The following is a 15,612-nucleotide window of genomic DNA, read 5'->3' as shown; positions in this document are numbered from 1 at the left end:
TCGCTAGGGTGCGGGACGTGGACGACGAGGCCGTGGCGCAGCTGCGCGGGCCCGGCGCGCGGGGGGCCGCGGCGACCGGGCTGCGCGTGCACGTCGCCGAGCGGGCGGACGCGCTGGTCACGGCGCTGGCGGACGAGCTCGCCGTGCCACCGGAGGACCCCTTCGCCGCGGACCTCGTGGCGGTCCCGACGCGCGGCGTCGAGCGGTGGGTCGGGCAACGGCTCGCGCACCGGCTCGGCGCCGGCCCCGACGACCAGGACGGCGTGTGCGCGAACGTCCGGTTCGGCTCCCCGGCGCGGCTGGTCGCCGACGTGCTGGCGGCGGTCGTGGGAGTCGACCGCGAGAGCGACCCGTGGCGGCCGGACCGCCTCGCCTGGGACGTCCTCGCCGTGGTCGACGAGCACGCGCACGAGCCGTGGCTCGCCACGGTGGCCCACCACGTGGGCGCCGCGGGGACGTCGGACGACGAGCACGACGAGCTGCGCGCGGGTCGGCGCATGCACCTCGCGCAGCGGATCGCGCGCCTGCTCGTCGCCTACGACGCGCGGCGCCCGTCGCTCGCCCTGGCATGGACCGCGGCGACCGGGCTCGAGAGGACGGCAGCCGTGGGAGCGGCCGCCGACGACGACGGCGCGGGGCAGCCCCTGCCCGCCGACCTGGCGTGGCAGCCGCGGCTGTGGCGCGAGCTCGTCGCGCGACTGGGTCCCCCGCCGGCCGCCCGGCTGGCGGAGGCGACCGCCCGCCTGGTCGAGGAGCCGGCGCTCGTCGACCTGCCGGACCGGCTGCACGTCTTCGGCCCGACCGCGCTCCCCGCCGCGCACCTCTCCGTCCTCGCGGCACTCGCCGAGCGGCGCGAGGTGCACCTCTGGCTGCCCCAGCCGTCGCTCACGCTCTGGCGCGCCGTGACGAGCACCGCTCGCCCGCCGACGGCCGCGCCGCTGCGGCGCCGGGAGCGCACGTCGCCCGCGCACCACCCGCTGCTGCGCTCCATGGCGAACGACGCGGTCGAGCTCGCCGGGCGCGTGCAGGCGCTGCGCCCGGCGGTCGAGGAGGTCGCCGCGCCCCCGACCCCGCCGACCGTGCTGGGCGCGCTGCAGGCGCGGCTGCGGGCGGACGCGCCGCCGGACGGTGCCGGGGGCCGGCACGTCGCGGCGCCCGGGGACCGCTCGGTGCGGGTGCACGCGTGCCACGGGCGCTCGCGCCAGGTCGAGGTCCTGCGCGACGTCGTCGTCGGGCTGCTCGCGGACGACCCGACGCTCGAGCCGCGGGACGTCGTGGTCATGTGCCCGGACGTCGAGGCCTTCGCGCCGCTGGTGCAGGCGGTGTTCGGGCCGGCCCCGGACCTCCCGGGCGAGGACGCACCGCCCGAGCACCCCGGGCGGACGCTGCGCGTGCGCATCGCCGACCGCGCGCCCACGCGGACCAACCCGGTGCTCGGCGTGCTGGCCACCCTGCTCGAGCTGGCCGACTCGCGGGTGACCGCCTCCGCCGTCGTCGACCTCGCGGGCCAGGAGCCGGTGCGCCGGCGGTTCGCGCTCGACGACGAGGGCCTCGACCGGCTGCGCGCGTGGGCGCTGGAGTCCGGGGTGCACTGGGGCGAGGACGTGGAGCGGCGGGCGCGGTTCCGGCTCGGCGCGGTCCCGCAGGGCACCTGGGCGGCGGCGCTCGACCGGCTCCTGCTGGGCGTCGCGATGGCCGAGGAGGACCAGCGCTACGTCGGCGCGGTGCTGCCGGTCGACGACGTGGGCTCGGCCGACGTCGCGCTCGTGGGGCGGGTGGCCGAGCTGCTGGACCGGCTCACGGCGGTGCTGGCGGACCTCGCCGACGCCCGGCCCGCGGAGCGGTGGTTCGACGCGCTCGACCGGGCGCTCGCGCTGCTCACCGCGGTCGCACCGGCGGATCGCTGGCAGGAGCTCGAGGCGACGCGCGTGCTGGCGGAGGCGCGGGCGGATTCCGCGGGACGGGGTGGCCTGCTCCGGCTGCCCGACGTGGTGACCCTCCTCGCGCCGCGGCTGGCAGGCCGGCCGACCCGGGCGGGCTTCCGGACGGGGGCGCTCACGGTGTGCTCGCTCGCGCCGATGCGCGCGGTGCCGCACCGCGTCGTGGTGCTGCTCGGCATGGACGACGGCGCGTTCCCGCGCGGCGGGCGCCGGGACGGCGACGACGTCCTGGCGCGCGACCCCCTCGTCGGCGAGCACGACCGCCGGCAGGAGGACCGCCAGCTGTTCCTCGACGCCGTGACGTCCGCGACCGAGAGCCTGGTCGTCCTGCACACCGGCGCGGACGAGCGCACGGGGGCCCACCGCCCGCCGTGCGTCCCGGTCGGCGAGCTGCTGGACGCGGTCGACGACGCCGCCGACCTCCCGGGCGGCGCGCGCACCGCGCTCGTGGTCGAGCACCCCCTGCAGCCCGTCGACGCGCGCGTCTTCGAGCCGGGTGCGCTCGGCCGGCCCGGGCCGTTCGGCTTCGACGCGCTCGACCTGGCCGCGGCGCGCACGGCGACGCGACCGCGCCTGCCGGCGGGACCGCTCGTCCCGGTGCCCCTGCCCGCGCCGGAGGAGGGCGGCGTCGTCGAGCTCGACGAGCTGGTGCAGGTCCTCGAGCACGCCCCGCGCGCCTTCTTCGCGCAGCGGCTAGGCGCGCGGCTGCCCAGCGACACCCCGCAGCTCGACGACCGGATGCCGCTCGAGCTGGACCCGCTCGCGCGGTGGAGCATCGGCGACCGGCTGCTGCGCGCGGTGCTCGACGGTGCGGACCCGGCCGAGGCCGCCGCGGCCGAGCGTCGCCGCGGGCACCTGCCCCCGCGCGAGCTCGGGGGCGCGGCGCTCGGCCGCATCCTCGGTGAGGCGGAGCCGGTCCTGGAGACCGTCCGGCCGGTCCTCACGAGCGAGGCGCGGTCGTTCGACGTCCGCGCCCGCGTCGCCGGGCGCGACGTGACGGGGACCGTCCGGGACGTGCACGGGGGGCGGCTCGTGCGCGCCGTGTACTCCCAGCTCTCGGCCAAGCACGTGCTGCGCTCGTGGGTGCAGCTTCTCGCGCTCGCGGCGAGCGAGGCGGGTGGCGCGAGCGAGGCGGGTGGCGCAAGCGTGGCGACCGTGCGCTCGGCCGTCACCATCGGGCGCGGACGCGCCGGCGCGAGCACGACGATCCTGCGCGCCCCGGCCCCGGAGCACGCGCTCGCGGTCCTCGGCGAGCTCGTGGCGGTGCGGGACGAGGCGCTGCGCGAGCCGCTGCCCCTGCTCACCCGGACGAGCCACGCCTACGCGCGCAGCCGCTGGGAACGCGGCTCCACGCAGGAGGCGCTCGCCGCGGCCCGCCGCGAGCTCGGCACCGCCGAGCAGGCCGAGGGCGGGCGGGGCGGGTTCGAGCGGGTCGACGCCTACCACGTGCTCGCGTGGGGTGAGGGCTTCGAGCTCGCGGACCTCCTGGGCGAGCCGACCGCCGTCGACCGCGCGACCCGCCCGCAGGAGCCCACCCGGTTCGGCGCGCTCGCGTCGCGGGTGTGGCGCGAGCTGCTCGCCGCGGAGACGTTCGAGGAGGCGCCGTGACCGACGACCTGCGCGAGCACCTGCGCGAGCAGGACGGCACGGGCGCCGTGCCGGTGTTCGACATCCGCGGCCCGCTGCCGGGCGTGGAGACGGTCGTGCTCGAGGCGAGCGCCGGCACCGGCAAGACGTGGACGATCGCGTCGCTCGCGGTCCGGTTCGTCGCCGAGCAGGACGTCCGTCTGCCCGAGCTCATGCTGGTCACGTTCGGGAGGGCCGCGACCACCGAGCTCCGGGACCGAGTCCGGGCCCGGCTGGTCGAGGTCGAGCGCGCGCTGCGCTCCCCCACGGCGGGCTCGTCGTCCGACGACGTGGTGGCGCACCTGGCGACTGCCACCCCCGAGGAGGTCGCGGTGCGCCGGTCGCGACTGGCGCGCGCCCTGGCGGAGTTCGACGCCGCGACCATCACCACGACGCACGGGTTCTGCCAGCAGATGCTCACGATGCTGGGCACGACGGCGGACGTCGACCACGACGCGACGCTGCTGCCGGACGTCGCCGACCTCGAGGCGGAGGTGGTCGACGACCTGTACCTGCGCACGTACGCGAACAGCGCCGAGCCGCTCGTCCCGGTGGCCGACGCGCGCGAGCTGATGCACGCGGCGATCTCCGACCCCTCCGCGGCCGTCGAGCCCCAGGACGCCGAGCCGGGGACGCCCGCGTTCCACCGGCTGCGCCTCGCGCAGGTCGCGCAGCAGGAGATGGTCCGGCGCAAGCGCGCGGGTGGCGTCGTCGACTACGACGACCTCCTCACGCTCCTGCGCGACGCGCTGACCCACCCGGTGACGGGGCCGGCGGCCCGCGACCGCGTGCGCGGCGCGTACCGGGTCGTCATAGTCGACGAGTTCCAGGACACGGACCCCGTGCAGTGGCAGATCCTGCAGGCCGCGTTCGACGGTGCCCGCACGCTCGTGCTGATCGGCGACCCGAAGCAGGCGATCTACGCCTTCCGGGGCGCGGACGTCGCGACCTACCTGGTCGCCGCCGGCGGTGCCCGGCGCGAGACGCTCGCCCGCAACCACCGCGCGGACCCCGACGTCCTCGCGGGGCTGCGCCCGCTGCTCGACGGCGCGGCGCTGGGCGACCCGCGGATCGTGGTGCGGCCGGTCGTGGCCCAGCGCACGGGCCGACGCCTCGAGGGCGGACCGCCCGTGGTGCTGCGCCAGATCACGCGCGAGGCGCTCGGCACGACGAGGGTGCCCGCCGTCGGCGCGCTGCGGGACTTCGTCTACACCGACGTCGCCGCGCAGGTCGTGCGCACGCTGCGGACGTCCCGCCTCACCGAGGGACCTGCGGCCTGCGGGCGTGCGGTGCGGCCCGGCGACGTCGCGGTGCTCGTGCGGCGCAACCGCGACGCCCAGGCGGTGCAGCGCGCGCTCGCCGCGGTCGGCGTCCCCGCGGTGATCTCGGGCCTGGCCAGCGTCTTCGGCACCCGGGCCGCGCAGCACTGGCTCACGCTGCTGTCCGCCCTCGCGCGCCCCGACGACCCCCGCCTGGCCGCCGGCGCGGCGCTCACGCCGTTCCTCGGCTGGTCGGCGAGCGAGCTGGCGCTCGCCGGCGACGAGGCGCGCGACCGGCTCGCGGAGCGCGTGCGTGCCTGGTCGGGGACGCTCGCGTCCCACGGCGTCGCGGCGCTGCTCGAGGCGGCGTCGGCGGCCGGCCTGCGCGAGCGGGTCATGCGGACGGCGGAGGGCGAGCGTGACCTCACCGACCTGCGGCACGTGGGCGAGGCGCTGCACGCGGTCGCGGTGCACGACGGCCTCGGCGCCGCCGCGCTGCTCGAGTGGCTGCGGGCGCGCGTCGACGAGGCCGCGCGGGACTACGCCGAGGAGCGCAGCCGACGCCTGCAGACGGACGCCGCCGCCGTGCAGGTGATCACGGTGCACGCGAGCAAGGGACTGCAGTTCCCGGTGACGCTGGTGCCGTTCGCCTGGGACCTGTGGGTGCCGTCCGACCCGACCGTGCTGCGCTTCCACCGCGACGACGAGCGCACGCTGCACGTGGGCGGCCCGGGCAGCCCCGGCTACGCCGACGGCCTGGCGGCCCACCAGCAGGACGAGGCCGGCGAGCAGCTGCGGCTCACGTACGTGGCGCTGACGCGCGCGCACAGCCAGGTCGTCGTGTGGTGGGCGCCGAGCAAGAACGTCGAGCGCAGCCCGCTCTCACGGCTCCTGCTCGCCGAGCGCGCCCCGGACGGCACGCCCGCGGCGATGGTCCCGGTGCCGAGCGACGAGGCGGCGAGCGAGGCGTTCGCCGCCCTCGCGGCCACGACGGACGGCGCCCTGGTCCACGAGCTCGTCACGGCCGCGCCCGCGGTCGACGCCTGGACGCCCACGACGGCCGAGCCCCCGGCGCTCGAGCTCGCCCGGCTCGGGCGGGCGCTCGACACCGCGTGGCGGCGGACCTCGTACACCGGTCTGACCTCGGCGGCCTACGACGTGCGCCACCACGCGCCGTCGTCGGAGCCCGAGGAGCGCGGCCTCCAGGACGAGCCCGAGGGCGCCGCCGGCTCCGGGTCCCGCGTCGGCTCGGCCGGTACGCCCGAGGCCGACGGCGCGCCCGGCGCGGACCAGGAGACGACGCTGCGCGCGCTCGCGTCGCCCATGGCGGACCTGCCGGCAGGGACGGCCTTCGGGACGCTGGTCCACCACGTGCTGGAGCACGTCGACACCCGCGCACCCGACCTCGCGCGCGAGGTCGCGGCCCGGTGCGCCGAGGCGGACCCCGGACGGCAGCTCCCGGGCGGTCCGGACGAGCTCGCCAGGGCGCTGCTCCCAGCGCTGCGCACGCCGCTGGGCCGGCTCGCCGGCGACCGCTCGCTCGTCGAGGTCGCGCCCGCCGACCGGCTCCCCGAGCTCGAGTTCGAGCTGCCCCTCGCGGGCGGGGACGCGGCGGACCGCACGGCCGGCACACTCCGCGACGTCGCCGCGCTCCTGCGCACCCACCTGCCCACCGAGGACCCGTTCGCGCACTACGCGTCGCGGCTCGACGACCCGGCGCTGTCGACCAGCGCCCTGCGCGGCTACCTCACGGGCAGCATCGACGCGGTCCTGCGCGTGCCGTCGCCGGACGTCCCGGGCCAGGTCACGCACCTCGTCGTGGACTACAAGACGAACCGCCTCGGCTCCTGGGAGGAGCCGCTGAGCGCCTGGCACTACCGGCCGGTCGACCTGGTCGACGCGATGGTCGAGCACCACTACCCGCTGCAGCTCCTGCTGTACTCGGCCGCGCTGCACCGCTACCTGCGCTGGCGCGTGCGCGGCTACGACCCCGACGTGCACCTGGGCGGCGGGCTGTACCTCTTCGTGCGCGGGATGCTCGGGCCGACCACCCCCGTGGTCGACGGGCCGGGCGGGCCGGCGCCGACCGGAGTGCTGGGCTGGCGTCCGCCGACGGCGCTGGTGCTCGACCTCTCCGACCTGCTGGCAGGTGCCCGATGACCGACACCGAGCCCCCGCCCGTGACCCACCCCGCGGCCGTCCTCGACCCGTCGCCCGACGTGCCCTGGCGGGTCGACGGGCTGCTCGCGCCGTTCGTGGCGGCTCGCGTGCTCACGTCGGCGGACGTGCACGTCGGACGGCGCGTCGCGCGGCTGTGCGGCGAGGAGGACGAGCGCGTCCACCTCGCGGCCGCGCTCGCCGTGCGGGCGCTGCGCGCCGGCTCGGTGTGCGTGGTGCTCGCGGACGCGCCGGCCACCGTCGTCGAGCCGGCGGAGGACGAGGACGCGGCGAGCCCCGACGTCGGGCCGGGTGTCACCGTGCCGGCGGACCCGACGTCCGGCCCGCTGCCGTGGCCCGAGGCCGCGGCGTGGACGGCCGCGGTCCGCGCCAGCCCCGCGGTGGCCGACGGCCCGGACGGGCCGCCGGACCGGCCGCTGCGCTGGTCCGGCGACCGGCTGTACCTCGACCGGTACTGGCGGGACGAGGTGCAGGTGCGCGAGCAGGTCGTCGACCGATCGCGCGACGTCGCGGTCGACGCGTCCCGGCTCGAGTCCGCGGTGGATCGCCTGTTCCCGCGCGCGCAGGACGAGCGCCAGCGCGCGGCCGTGCGCACGGCCGCCACGTCCCGGCTCACGGTGCTCACCGGCGGACCGGGCACCGGCAAGACGACGACCGTCGCCCGGCTGGTGGCCGCCCTGCAGGACGTCGCGGGTCCGGGGCTGCGCGTGGCGCTCGCGGCGCCCACCGGCAAGGCCGCCGCCCGGCTCCAGGAGTCCGTGAACGACGAGCTGCGCGCGCTGGCCCACGACGAGGACCGCGAGCGCGCGGGAGAGCTGCGCTCCAGCACGGTGCACCGCCTGCTCGGCACCCGGCCCGGCAGCAGCACCCGCTTCCGGCACGACGCCGGGCACCGGCTCCCGCACGACGTCGTGGTGGTCGACGAGTGCTCGATGATGTCGCTGCCGCTCATGGCCCGCCTGCTCGAGGCGGTCCGTCCCCAGGCCCGCGTGGTGCTGGTCGGCGACGCGCACCAGCTCGCGAGCGTGGAGGCCGGCGCGGTCCTGGGCGACCTGGTCGCGGCGCTCCCACGGGGCGTCGTCGAGCTCACGCACGAGCACCGGTTCGGCGCCGAGCTCGCCGCGCTCGCGCGCGCGGTCAAGGACGGCGACGACGAGCGCACCGTGGAGCTCCTGCGCGCGGGCGGCGAGGCCGTCGAGTGGGTCGAGACGACCGGGGACCGCCCGACGGCGTCCGAGGTCGCGGCGATCGAGGCCGACGTCCGCGCGACGGGTCGCCTGCTGGTCACGGCGGCACGGGCAGGCGACGCGGACACGGCGCTCGCCGCGCTCGGCGCCCACCGCCTGCTCCTCGCGCACCGCCGCGGTCCCGCGGGCGTCGCGCACTGGTCGGAGGTCGCCGAGGACTGGGTGGCGCAGGAGACCGGCGGCCGGTCCGCGGCGCGGTTCCCGCCCGGACGTCCGCTGCTGGTCACCACCAACGACCGGCCGACCGGCCTCTACAACGGCGACACCGGCGTCGTCGTCAGCACCGCTGACGGGGTCGCGGTCGCCTTCGGCGCCCCGGGGGCGCACCGGCTGGTGCCCACCTACCGGCTGCCCCCGGCGCAGAGCGTGCACGCCATGACCGTCCACCGCGGCCAGGGCAGCCAGTTCGCGCGCGTGAGCGTGGTCCTGCCGCCCGCGAGCTCCCCCCTGCTCACCCGCGAGCTGCTCTACACCGCGATCACGCGCGCGCGGGAGCGGATCCGGGTCGTCGGCACGCAGGACGCCGTGCGGGCGGCCGTGCGGCGCCGCGTGCAGCGGGCCAGCGGCCTCGGCCGCCCGCTGTGAGCGCCCTCGCACCGCACCGGCGGCCCGGCCCAGCGCCTGCCCGGCCGCGTGGTCAGCGCCCGAGCGGCAGCCAGGCCAGGACGTCCTGGATGCGCGCGTCCCAGTAGCCCCACTCGTGGTCGCCGGGTCCCTCGACGTCCGCGAGCACGTCGATCCCCCGCTCGCGAGCGCGGTCGAGGAAGCTCAGGTTGTGCCGGTGGAGGAAGTCCTGCGTCCCGCACGTGACCATGAGCGCCGGCAGCGCGGCCGGCTCCGCGGCATCCAGCAGCGCGAGCAGGTCGTCGTCCGGTCCGGGTCCCGCCGGTCCCCAGACCTGCGGCACGTCGTGCACCAGCTGCGCCTCGGCACGGATGTCGAGCGCCCCGGAGAGCGACGCGGCGGCGGCGAACCGCGTCGGCTCACGCAGGGCCCACTTCACGGCGCCGTAGCCACCCATCGACAGGCCGGCCACGAACGTGTCCTCGCGCCGGTCGGAGACCCGGAAGAACGACGAGACGAGCGCGGGCAGCTCCTGCGTGAGGTGCGTCCAGTGCGCGCCGCCGTGCACCTCGTCGCTGTAGAACGACCGGCCCGCCCGCGGCATGACCACGGCCACGCCGCGCTCGGCCGCGTAGCGCTCGATCGAGGTGCGCCGGGTCCAGATCGTCTCGTCGTCGGACAGCCCGTGCAGCAGGTACAGCACCGGCGGCGGCGCGGCGCTGGCGACGCCCGCGAGGCCGATCTGGGACTGCGTGGCCTGTGGCAGCAGCACCGTCATCGCGGTGCTGACGCCGAGCGCCTCGGAGAAGTAGTGGCAGGTCACCAGCGCCACGCCGGCCTCCTCGTCGTCGGGGTGCGCCCGTCGTCGGGCACCGCCAGCGTGCCACGGACGGAGGCGGGACGACGAGGTCGGCACCCGCTCAGTTCGCGGGGCCCTCGGCGAGCGTGACGGTCGCCGTCCGCGTCCCGCCCGTGCTGCCCGACGTCCAGGTGAGGGTCACCCCGTCGCCCGGCGCGTACCCGGCGAGCACCGAGGACAGCTCGTCGCCCGACCCGATCGTGGTGCCGTCCACCGCGGTGATGGTGTCGCCCGCCGCCAGCCCGGCCAGCGCGGCGGGGGTGCCGTCGACGACGCCCGCGATCATCGCGCCGCTCGTCGTGCCGTCCGCCGTGCCGCCCAGCGCGCCCCCCGGCCCGGTCGCGGCCTGGGCCAGGGACACCCCGAGGAAGGCCGGGTAGCCGATGGTGACGCCCTCGGAGGCGTCGCCCGCCTCGATCTGCCGCGCGATCACCAGGGCGTCCTGGATGTCGATCGCGTACGCGACCGTCGTCGTCGAGCCGCTCGAGGCGGCCGTGGTGATCCCGACGACCTCGCCCTCGTCGTCCACGACCGGTCCGCCGGAGTCGCCCGAGACGACGTCCGCCTGGAGCTCGATCAGGCCCGACAGGGTCTCCGAGTCGGTGCCGTCGGTCGAGGCCGTCATGGTCTGGTCCGTCGCGGTCACCGTGCCGGCGGCGGCGACCAGGTCGCCCGTGCCCTCGGCGTTGCCGATCGCGGTCACCTCGTCGCCCGTGGTCACCCCGCCGTCGTCGTCGATGTCGACCGGCGTGAGGCCCGACGCGTCCTCGAGCTGCAGGAGCGCGACGTCGGAGTCCGGCGCCGTGCCGACGACCGTCGCCGTGTAGGCCCGCCCGGTGGACTCGACCGTCACCTCGATCGCGGTGGCGCCGTCGACCACGTGGTTGTTGGTCAGGACCAGCCCGTCGGCGCTCAGGACCATGCCCGTGCCGGCCGCGCTCCCGCCGGAGTACCCGAGCTCGGTCACGATGGTCACCACGCCGACCTGCTGGTCCGCGTCCGCGGGGACCGCGCCGGTCGGCGACCCGCCGAGCGCACCCGATCCGAGCCCGTCCGACGCGCCCGGCGCCTGGTCCAGCCCGCCGAGCCCGTCACCGCTCGGCCCGCCCCAGCCCTCGCCGCCCTGGCCGGGCTGCGCACCCGAGCCATCACCCGTGGAGCCGTCGGAACCGCCCGCCGCGCCGTCATCGGTGCCGGGGTCCGCCGGCTCGAGCTGCGCGGTCACGCCCGTGCCCGACGAGGTGGCGGCACCGTCCGCCGCGTGGAGACCACCCAGGACGCCGACGCCGACGACCGCGGCGATCGCGACGGGCGCCACGCCCATCGCGACGAGCTTCCACGTCGCGACGCGGTGCTCGGCCGGCGCGGGCGCCGCGGGGACCGCCCACTCCGGCGCCGGAGCCGACGACGCGGGTGCAGGCCCTGGCGCTGGTGCCGGCGCGGCCGCACCCGGGACGGGGGCCGAAAGCAGGGGAACCGGGGGTAGGGGAACCGGAGGCAGGGGGTGCGGCGGGACGGGGCCGGACCCGTCGCGGGCCGCGTCGTCGGGGGTGCGGTCGGAGCCGTGGGGCGTGGTGTCGGTCATGGTCGTGGTCCCTCCGTCGCGCCCGTCTGGCGCTCTGGGAGCCATGTCACCCGGCGAACCCGGGAGCCGGCTGGGAGCCGCGTCGGACCCGCCTGTGAGTTCGCGCGCGGGCGTGCCGCGGTCGGGCGGCCGGCGCGGCGTCCCGTCAGCGGACGCGGTTGCGCACGAGCTCGAGCGCCACGTCCTCCCACCACTGGCCGGCGCCCGGACCGCCGTTGCACGTCCCGTCGGACTCCCCCGGGTGCTTGACCCACAGCAGCGCGTCGAGCTGGTAGCCCGCCTGCACCGCGCGGGGCCGCACGCCGAGCCCCTGGCCTCGCGGGTTGCACCACTGCCCGTCCGCGCTCGCCGTCCCGTTGCGCGAGGTGTCGACGACGTAGTGCCGGTGCCCCGCGCCCAGGCCGCTCGCGGCGAGCCGGCGCGCGACGGCCTGGGCGTACGACTTCTCGCGCGAGGTCGCGTTGTAGTTCGAGACGTTCGTGAAGAAGCCGCGCGCCCGCGCCACGCCCGCGGCGCGCAGCCGGGAGGCCGTGTCCGACGCCGTGCGCCAGTTCGAGTGGCCCGCGTCGAGGTAGACCCACGCACCGGTCGCGGCGAGGCGCGCGGTGGCGTCGCTCATCAGCCGGTTGCGCCGCGCGTCGAACGCCGCGCTGCCGCAGTCCATCATCAACGAGTCGGGCTCGAGGACGACGAGCGCCTGGCTGCGCCCGCCGACGGCGCCGTCCCGCAGGCCGAGGGCGACCTGCGCGACCCACCGCGGGTACGTCGTCTCGTCCAGGCCGCCGCCCGAGTAGCTGCCGCAGTCGCGCCCGGGGATCGCGTAGAGCACGAGCTGCGGCGTCCTCGCGGCGGCCCGCGCCTTCCGCACGTAGCTCGCGACGGTCGACCGCACGCTCGCGGTCGGGTACCAGTCGCCCACCCACATCGCCTGCGGCGCCGACGCGATGACCTGCAGGCTCGTCGCGACCCCGGTCCGCCCCGCGGCCCGCGCGGCCGCGACCGCGTCGTGCGCCTGGGTCGTCCGGTCCACGTAGAGCGGCTGCCGGAGCCGCGGCGCGGTCGCGGGGTACGCGTTCGTCGCGAGGGCAGCGCTCGTCGCGGCGGCTGGACCGGAGGCTCCCGGCGCCCCGTCGGCCGCGTGCGCGGGACGAGCCCGACGACGAGTGCGGCGACGAGCGCCGCGCCGGGCAGGAGGGCGGGGAGGACAGCGCGCGCGGTGCTGCGCGGCGGGCGTACGGTCACGGCGCGAGGGTAGCGACCCGGCCGCGACGCGTCACTGCGGCACCGTCCCTCGTCGAACGGCTAGACGTCCACCAGGCGCAGCCGCACCCGCGCGACGTCACCCGCCTCGACCGACTCCGCCCGCCGGACGGCGGCCTTCACCGGCAGCACGTACGTGGTCGCCCCGGGGAAGATCGAGGTCCGCCACGTCGTCGCGCCGATCGTGACCTCGACCCGCACCGAGCCGAACCCGCGCGCCACGCCCTCGGCCTCGTCCGCGATCTCGTCGGCGACGCTCGTCGGAAGGTCCGCGAACGTCCACGAGTCGCTCTTCCGGGCGTCCCACAGCCGCAGCCGTGCCTCGAACTCGAACTCCACGCCCCCATCATCCCCAGCCCCACCGACACCGGCCCACCACCCTGCTCTCTCCGGCCCGCTTCGACGCCCGCGGCGACGGATTCGGTGGGCGGGGTGGGGGCGGGGCTCAGGCCTGGAGGGGATGCGTCGACGGGCGGACCGGGGACGGGAGCGCGGTCGAGCTCGTCAGGTAGCGGTCGACCGCGGCCGCCGCGGAGCGCCCCTCCGCGATCGCCCACACCACGAGCGACTGCCCGCGCCCGCAGTCGCCCGCGACGAACACGCCGTCCACCGCGGTGGAGTAGTCGTCGGCCCGGAGGATCGCCCCGCGCTCCCCCAGCGGGAGCCCGAGTGCGGCGGGCAGCGCGGGCTCGGGGCCGGTGAACCCCAGCGCGAGCACGACGAGCTGCGCGGGCAGCACCCGCTCGGTGCCCGCGACGGGGAGCAGCGCGCCGTCCGCCGCGCGCTCGACGCCGACGACGCGCACGCCGGCCACGCGCCCCTCGTCGTCCCCGACGATCTCGGTGGTGCTGACCGCGAAGGCGCGCGTCCCGCCCTCCTCGTGCGAGGAGGAGACCTTGAACAGGGCGGGGAACACGGGCCACGGCTGGTCCGCGGGCCGGGTGCGGGGCGGCTCGGGCAGGATCTCCAGCTGGGTGATCGACCGCGCCCCCTGGCGCACCGCCGTGCCCACGCAGTCGGCGCCGGTGTCGCCGCCGCCGATCACCACGACGTCGCAGCCGGTCGCGACGACGGCCCCCCGCACCGGCCGGCCCTGCGCCGCGTGGTTGGCGGGAACCAGGTACGCCATCGCGGGCAGCACGCCGGTGAGCGCCGCCCCGGGGACGGGCAGCGGGCGCGGGAGCGTCGCGCCCGTCGTCACGACGAGCGCGTCGTGCCGGCTGCGCAGCTCGTCGACGGTCACGTCGCGCCCCACCTCGATCCCGCACCGGAACACCGTGCCCTCGGCACGCATGACGTCCAGCCGCCGCTCGAGCACGGCCGCGGGCAGCTTGTACTCCGGGATGCCGTACCGCAGCAGGCCGCCGGGCGCGTCGTCGCGCTCGTACACGCACACGACGTGGCCGGCCTGCGTGAGCTGCTGCGCGGCGGCGAGCCCGGCCGGGCCGGACCCGACCACGCCGACCGTGCACCCCGTCATCCGCTCCGGGGGCAGCGGCACGACGAGCCCGCGGTCGAACGCCTCCTCGGCCAGGCTCAGCTCCACGTTCCGGATCGTCACGGGCTGCGCGCCGATGCCCAGGACGCACGCCGACTCGCACGGCGCGGGGCAGAGCCGGCCCGTGAGCTCCGGGAAGTTGTTGGTCTGGTGCAGCCGGGCGACGGCGTCCGGCCACTGCCCGCGCCACGTGAGGTCGTTCCACTCGGGCACCAGGTTGCCGAGCGGGCACGCGTGGTGGCAGAACGGGACCCCGCAGTCCATGCAGCGCCCGGCCTGCCGGTGCAGCACCGCGAGCTGGTCGACGTCACCCGTCGGGTGCCGGTGCACCTCGTCCCAGTCGAGGATCCGCACGGCGACGGCGCGGTCGGGTGGCAGCTCGCGCTGGCGCGTGCGCAGGAAGCCCCGGGGATCGGCCATGCCGGGAAACTAGCGGCGCCGCACGGCCCCGCCGCCCGCCCTTGGTCCCGGTCCGGTCCCGGCCGTGCGACCGGCTGCCGCGCCGGCTGCCGAGCTCGCGGGGTGCCGGCCCGCGAGCGGGACGCCGGACCGGTCCCGGCGGTGCGCGAACACCAGGCTGCGCTGGACCTGGAACCCGACGACGAACAGGCCCAGGTCGGTGACCGCCTTCGCGACGAGCAGCGGCACCCCCAGGTGCGTGAACGCCCACAGGCAGGCGTACCCGGCACCGAGCAGGACCGCCGCGAGCACCCAGTACCGCGCGGCCTCGCGACCCAGCCGGCCCCGGGTCGCGCTCGGCGGAGCCACGGGTCGGGTGAAGACCCACCGCCGGTTCACGACGAAGTTGAGGCCCGAGCTCAGCACGCGCGCGAGGACCACCGAGAGCAGCAGCGCGTCCGTCGCGGCGACCAGCGCGACGAGCGCGAGCGCGTCCACGGCGAACGCGGTGAGCGAGGACGCCGCGAACCGCAGCAGCGGCGCGTACACCCGCGCGGAGTCGACCAGCGGCCGGAAGTGCGAGGACGCGTTGGCGTCCAGGTACACCGTCGCGATCGGCACCTCGACCACCGTCAGCCCCTCGGCGACCGCACGCAGCAGCACCCGCAGCTCGTACTCGAACCGTTCACCGCCGATGCCCGCGAGCCACGGCAGCACGCGGCCGGGGTACGCGCGAAGCCCTGTCTGCGTGTCCTGGACCCGGTGCCGCGTGCCGAGGTGGAAGGCCGCGCGCGTCACCGCGTTGCCGAACCGCGAGCGCAGCGGCACCTCCCCGGTGAACCGGCGTGCGCCGAGCACCACGTCGGCGTCGCCGCGCGCCGCACGGTCGGCGACGACGAGCACGTCGGACACCGTGTGCTGGCCGTCGCAGTCCGCGCAGACGACCGGAGCACCAGGGTGGCGCGCCGCCACGTGCGCGAACCCGGTCTTGAGGGCGCGGCCCTTGCCGCGGTTCTCGTCGTGCCGCAGGACCGTGGCACCGGTGGCCGCGACCTCGTGGAACACCTCGCTGAACGCCGGTCCGCTGCCGTCGTCGACCACCACGACGGGCAGGTCGCGCCGCGCGGCACGCAGGTGGACGACCAGGGAGACGAGCCGCTCGTCGGGCTCGTAGGCGGGGATCAGGACGACCACGGC

At 77.5% G+C, this 15,612-nt stretch carries 9 protein-coding genes; 3 read left to right on the top strand and 6 right to left on the bottom strand.

The window, feature by feature from the left end; genetic code table 11:
• Window positions 1-17 precede the first annotated feature (17 nt).
• The 3 genes from recC to recD are packed head-to-tail and all read left to right on the top strand — an operon-like array spanning window position 18 to window position 8,835.
• Window positions 18-3,548, top strand: a complete 3,531-nt coding sequence (gene recC, locus KIN34_RS14955) for an exodeoxyribonuclease V subunit gamma (protein WP_307858277.1) — start codon at window positions 18-20, stop codon at window positions 3,546-3,548.
• Window positions 3,545-6,985, top strand: a complete 3,441-nt coding sequence (locus KIN34_RS14950; protein ID WP_307858276.1) for a UvrD-helicase domain-containing protein — start codon at window positions 3,545-3,547, stop codon at window positions 6,983-6,985. The genes recC and KIN34_RS14950 overlap by 4 nt, the downstream gene beginning before the upstream one ends.
• Complete coding sequence (recD, locus tag KIN34_RS14945) at window positions 6,982-8,835, top strand: exodeoxyribonuclease V subunit alpha (RefSeq protein ID WP_214352644.1); 1,854 nt, start codon at window positions 6,982-6,984, stop codon at window positions 8,833-8,835. Before KIN34_RS14950 ends, recD begins: the two co-directional genes overlap by 4 nt.
• 52 nt (window positions 8,836-8,887) lie before the next feature.
• On the opposite strand, the gene KIN34_RS14940 is transcribed toward recD, so the two are convergent.
• From KIN34_RS14940 to KIN34_RS14915, 6 genes are all read right to left on the bottom strand, one after another.
• Complete coding sequence (locus KIN34_RS14940) at window positions 8,888-9,646, bottom strand: alpha/beta hydrolase (protein WP_214352642.1); 759 nt, start codon at window positions 9,644-9,646, stop codon at window positions 8,888-8,890.
• An 88-nt stretch (window positions 9,647-9,734) separates the two neighbouring features.
• Complete coding sequence (locus tag KIN34_RS14935) at window positions 9,735-10,997, bottom strand: S1C family serine protease (protein WP_214352640.1); 1,263 nt, start codon at window positions 10,995-10,997, stop codon at window positions 9,735-9,737.
• A 406-nt stretch (window positions 10,998-11,403) separates the two neighbouring features.
• Window positions 11,404-12,288 carry a glycoside hydrolase family 6 protein gene (locus tag KIN34_RS14930; RefSeq protein ID WP_214352638.1) on the bottom strand — a complete coding sequence of 295 codons (885 nt, stop codon included), beginning with the start codon at window positions 12,286-12,288 and terminating at the stop codon, window positions 11,404-11,406.
• Between the two features lie 272 nt (window positions 12,289-12,560).
• Window positions 12,561-12,857 carry a DUF1905 domain-containing protein gene (locus tag KIN34_RS14925; RefSeq protein WP_214352636.1) on the bottom strand — a complete coding sequence of 99 codons (297 nt, stop codon included), beginning with the start codon at window positions 12,855-12,857 and terminating at the stop codon, window positions 12,561-12,563.
• A gap of 106 nt (window positions 12,858-12,963) precedes the next feature.
• The gene (locus tag KIN34_RS14920) at window positions 12,964-14,436 is read right to left on the bottom strand and encodes a glutamate synthase subunit beta (RefSeq protein ID WP_214352634.1); all 1,473 of its coding nucleotides are present in this window, start codon (window positions 14,434-14,436) and stop codon (window positions 12,964-12,966) included.
• A gap of 9 nt (window positions 14,437-14,445) precedes the next feature.
• A complete protein-coding gene (locus tag KIN34_RS14915; protein WP_307858275.1) occupies window positions 14,446-15,609 on the bottom strand; it encodes a glycosyltransferase in 1,164 nt (387 codons plus the stop codon).
• Window positions 15,610-15,612: the final 3 nt, after the last annotated feature.

The sequence above is a fragment of the Cellulomonas fulva genome, from assembly GCF_018531375.1.
Classification (GTDB): Bacteria; Actinomycetota; Actinomycetes; order Actinomycetales; family Cellulomonadaceae; genus Cellulomonas; species Cellulomonas fulva.
This window is presented reverse-complemented; position numbering and strand designations above follow the sequence as displayed.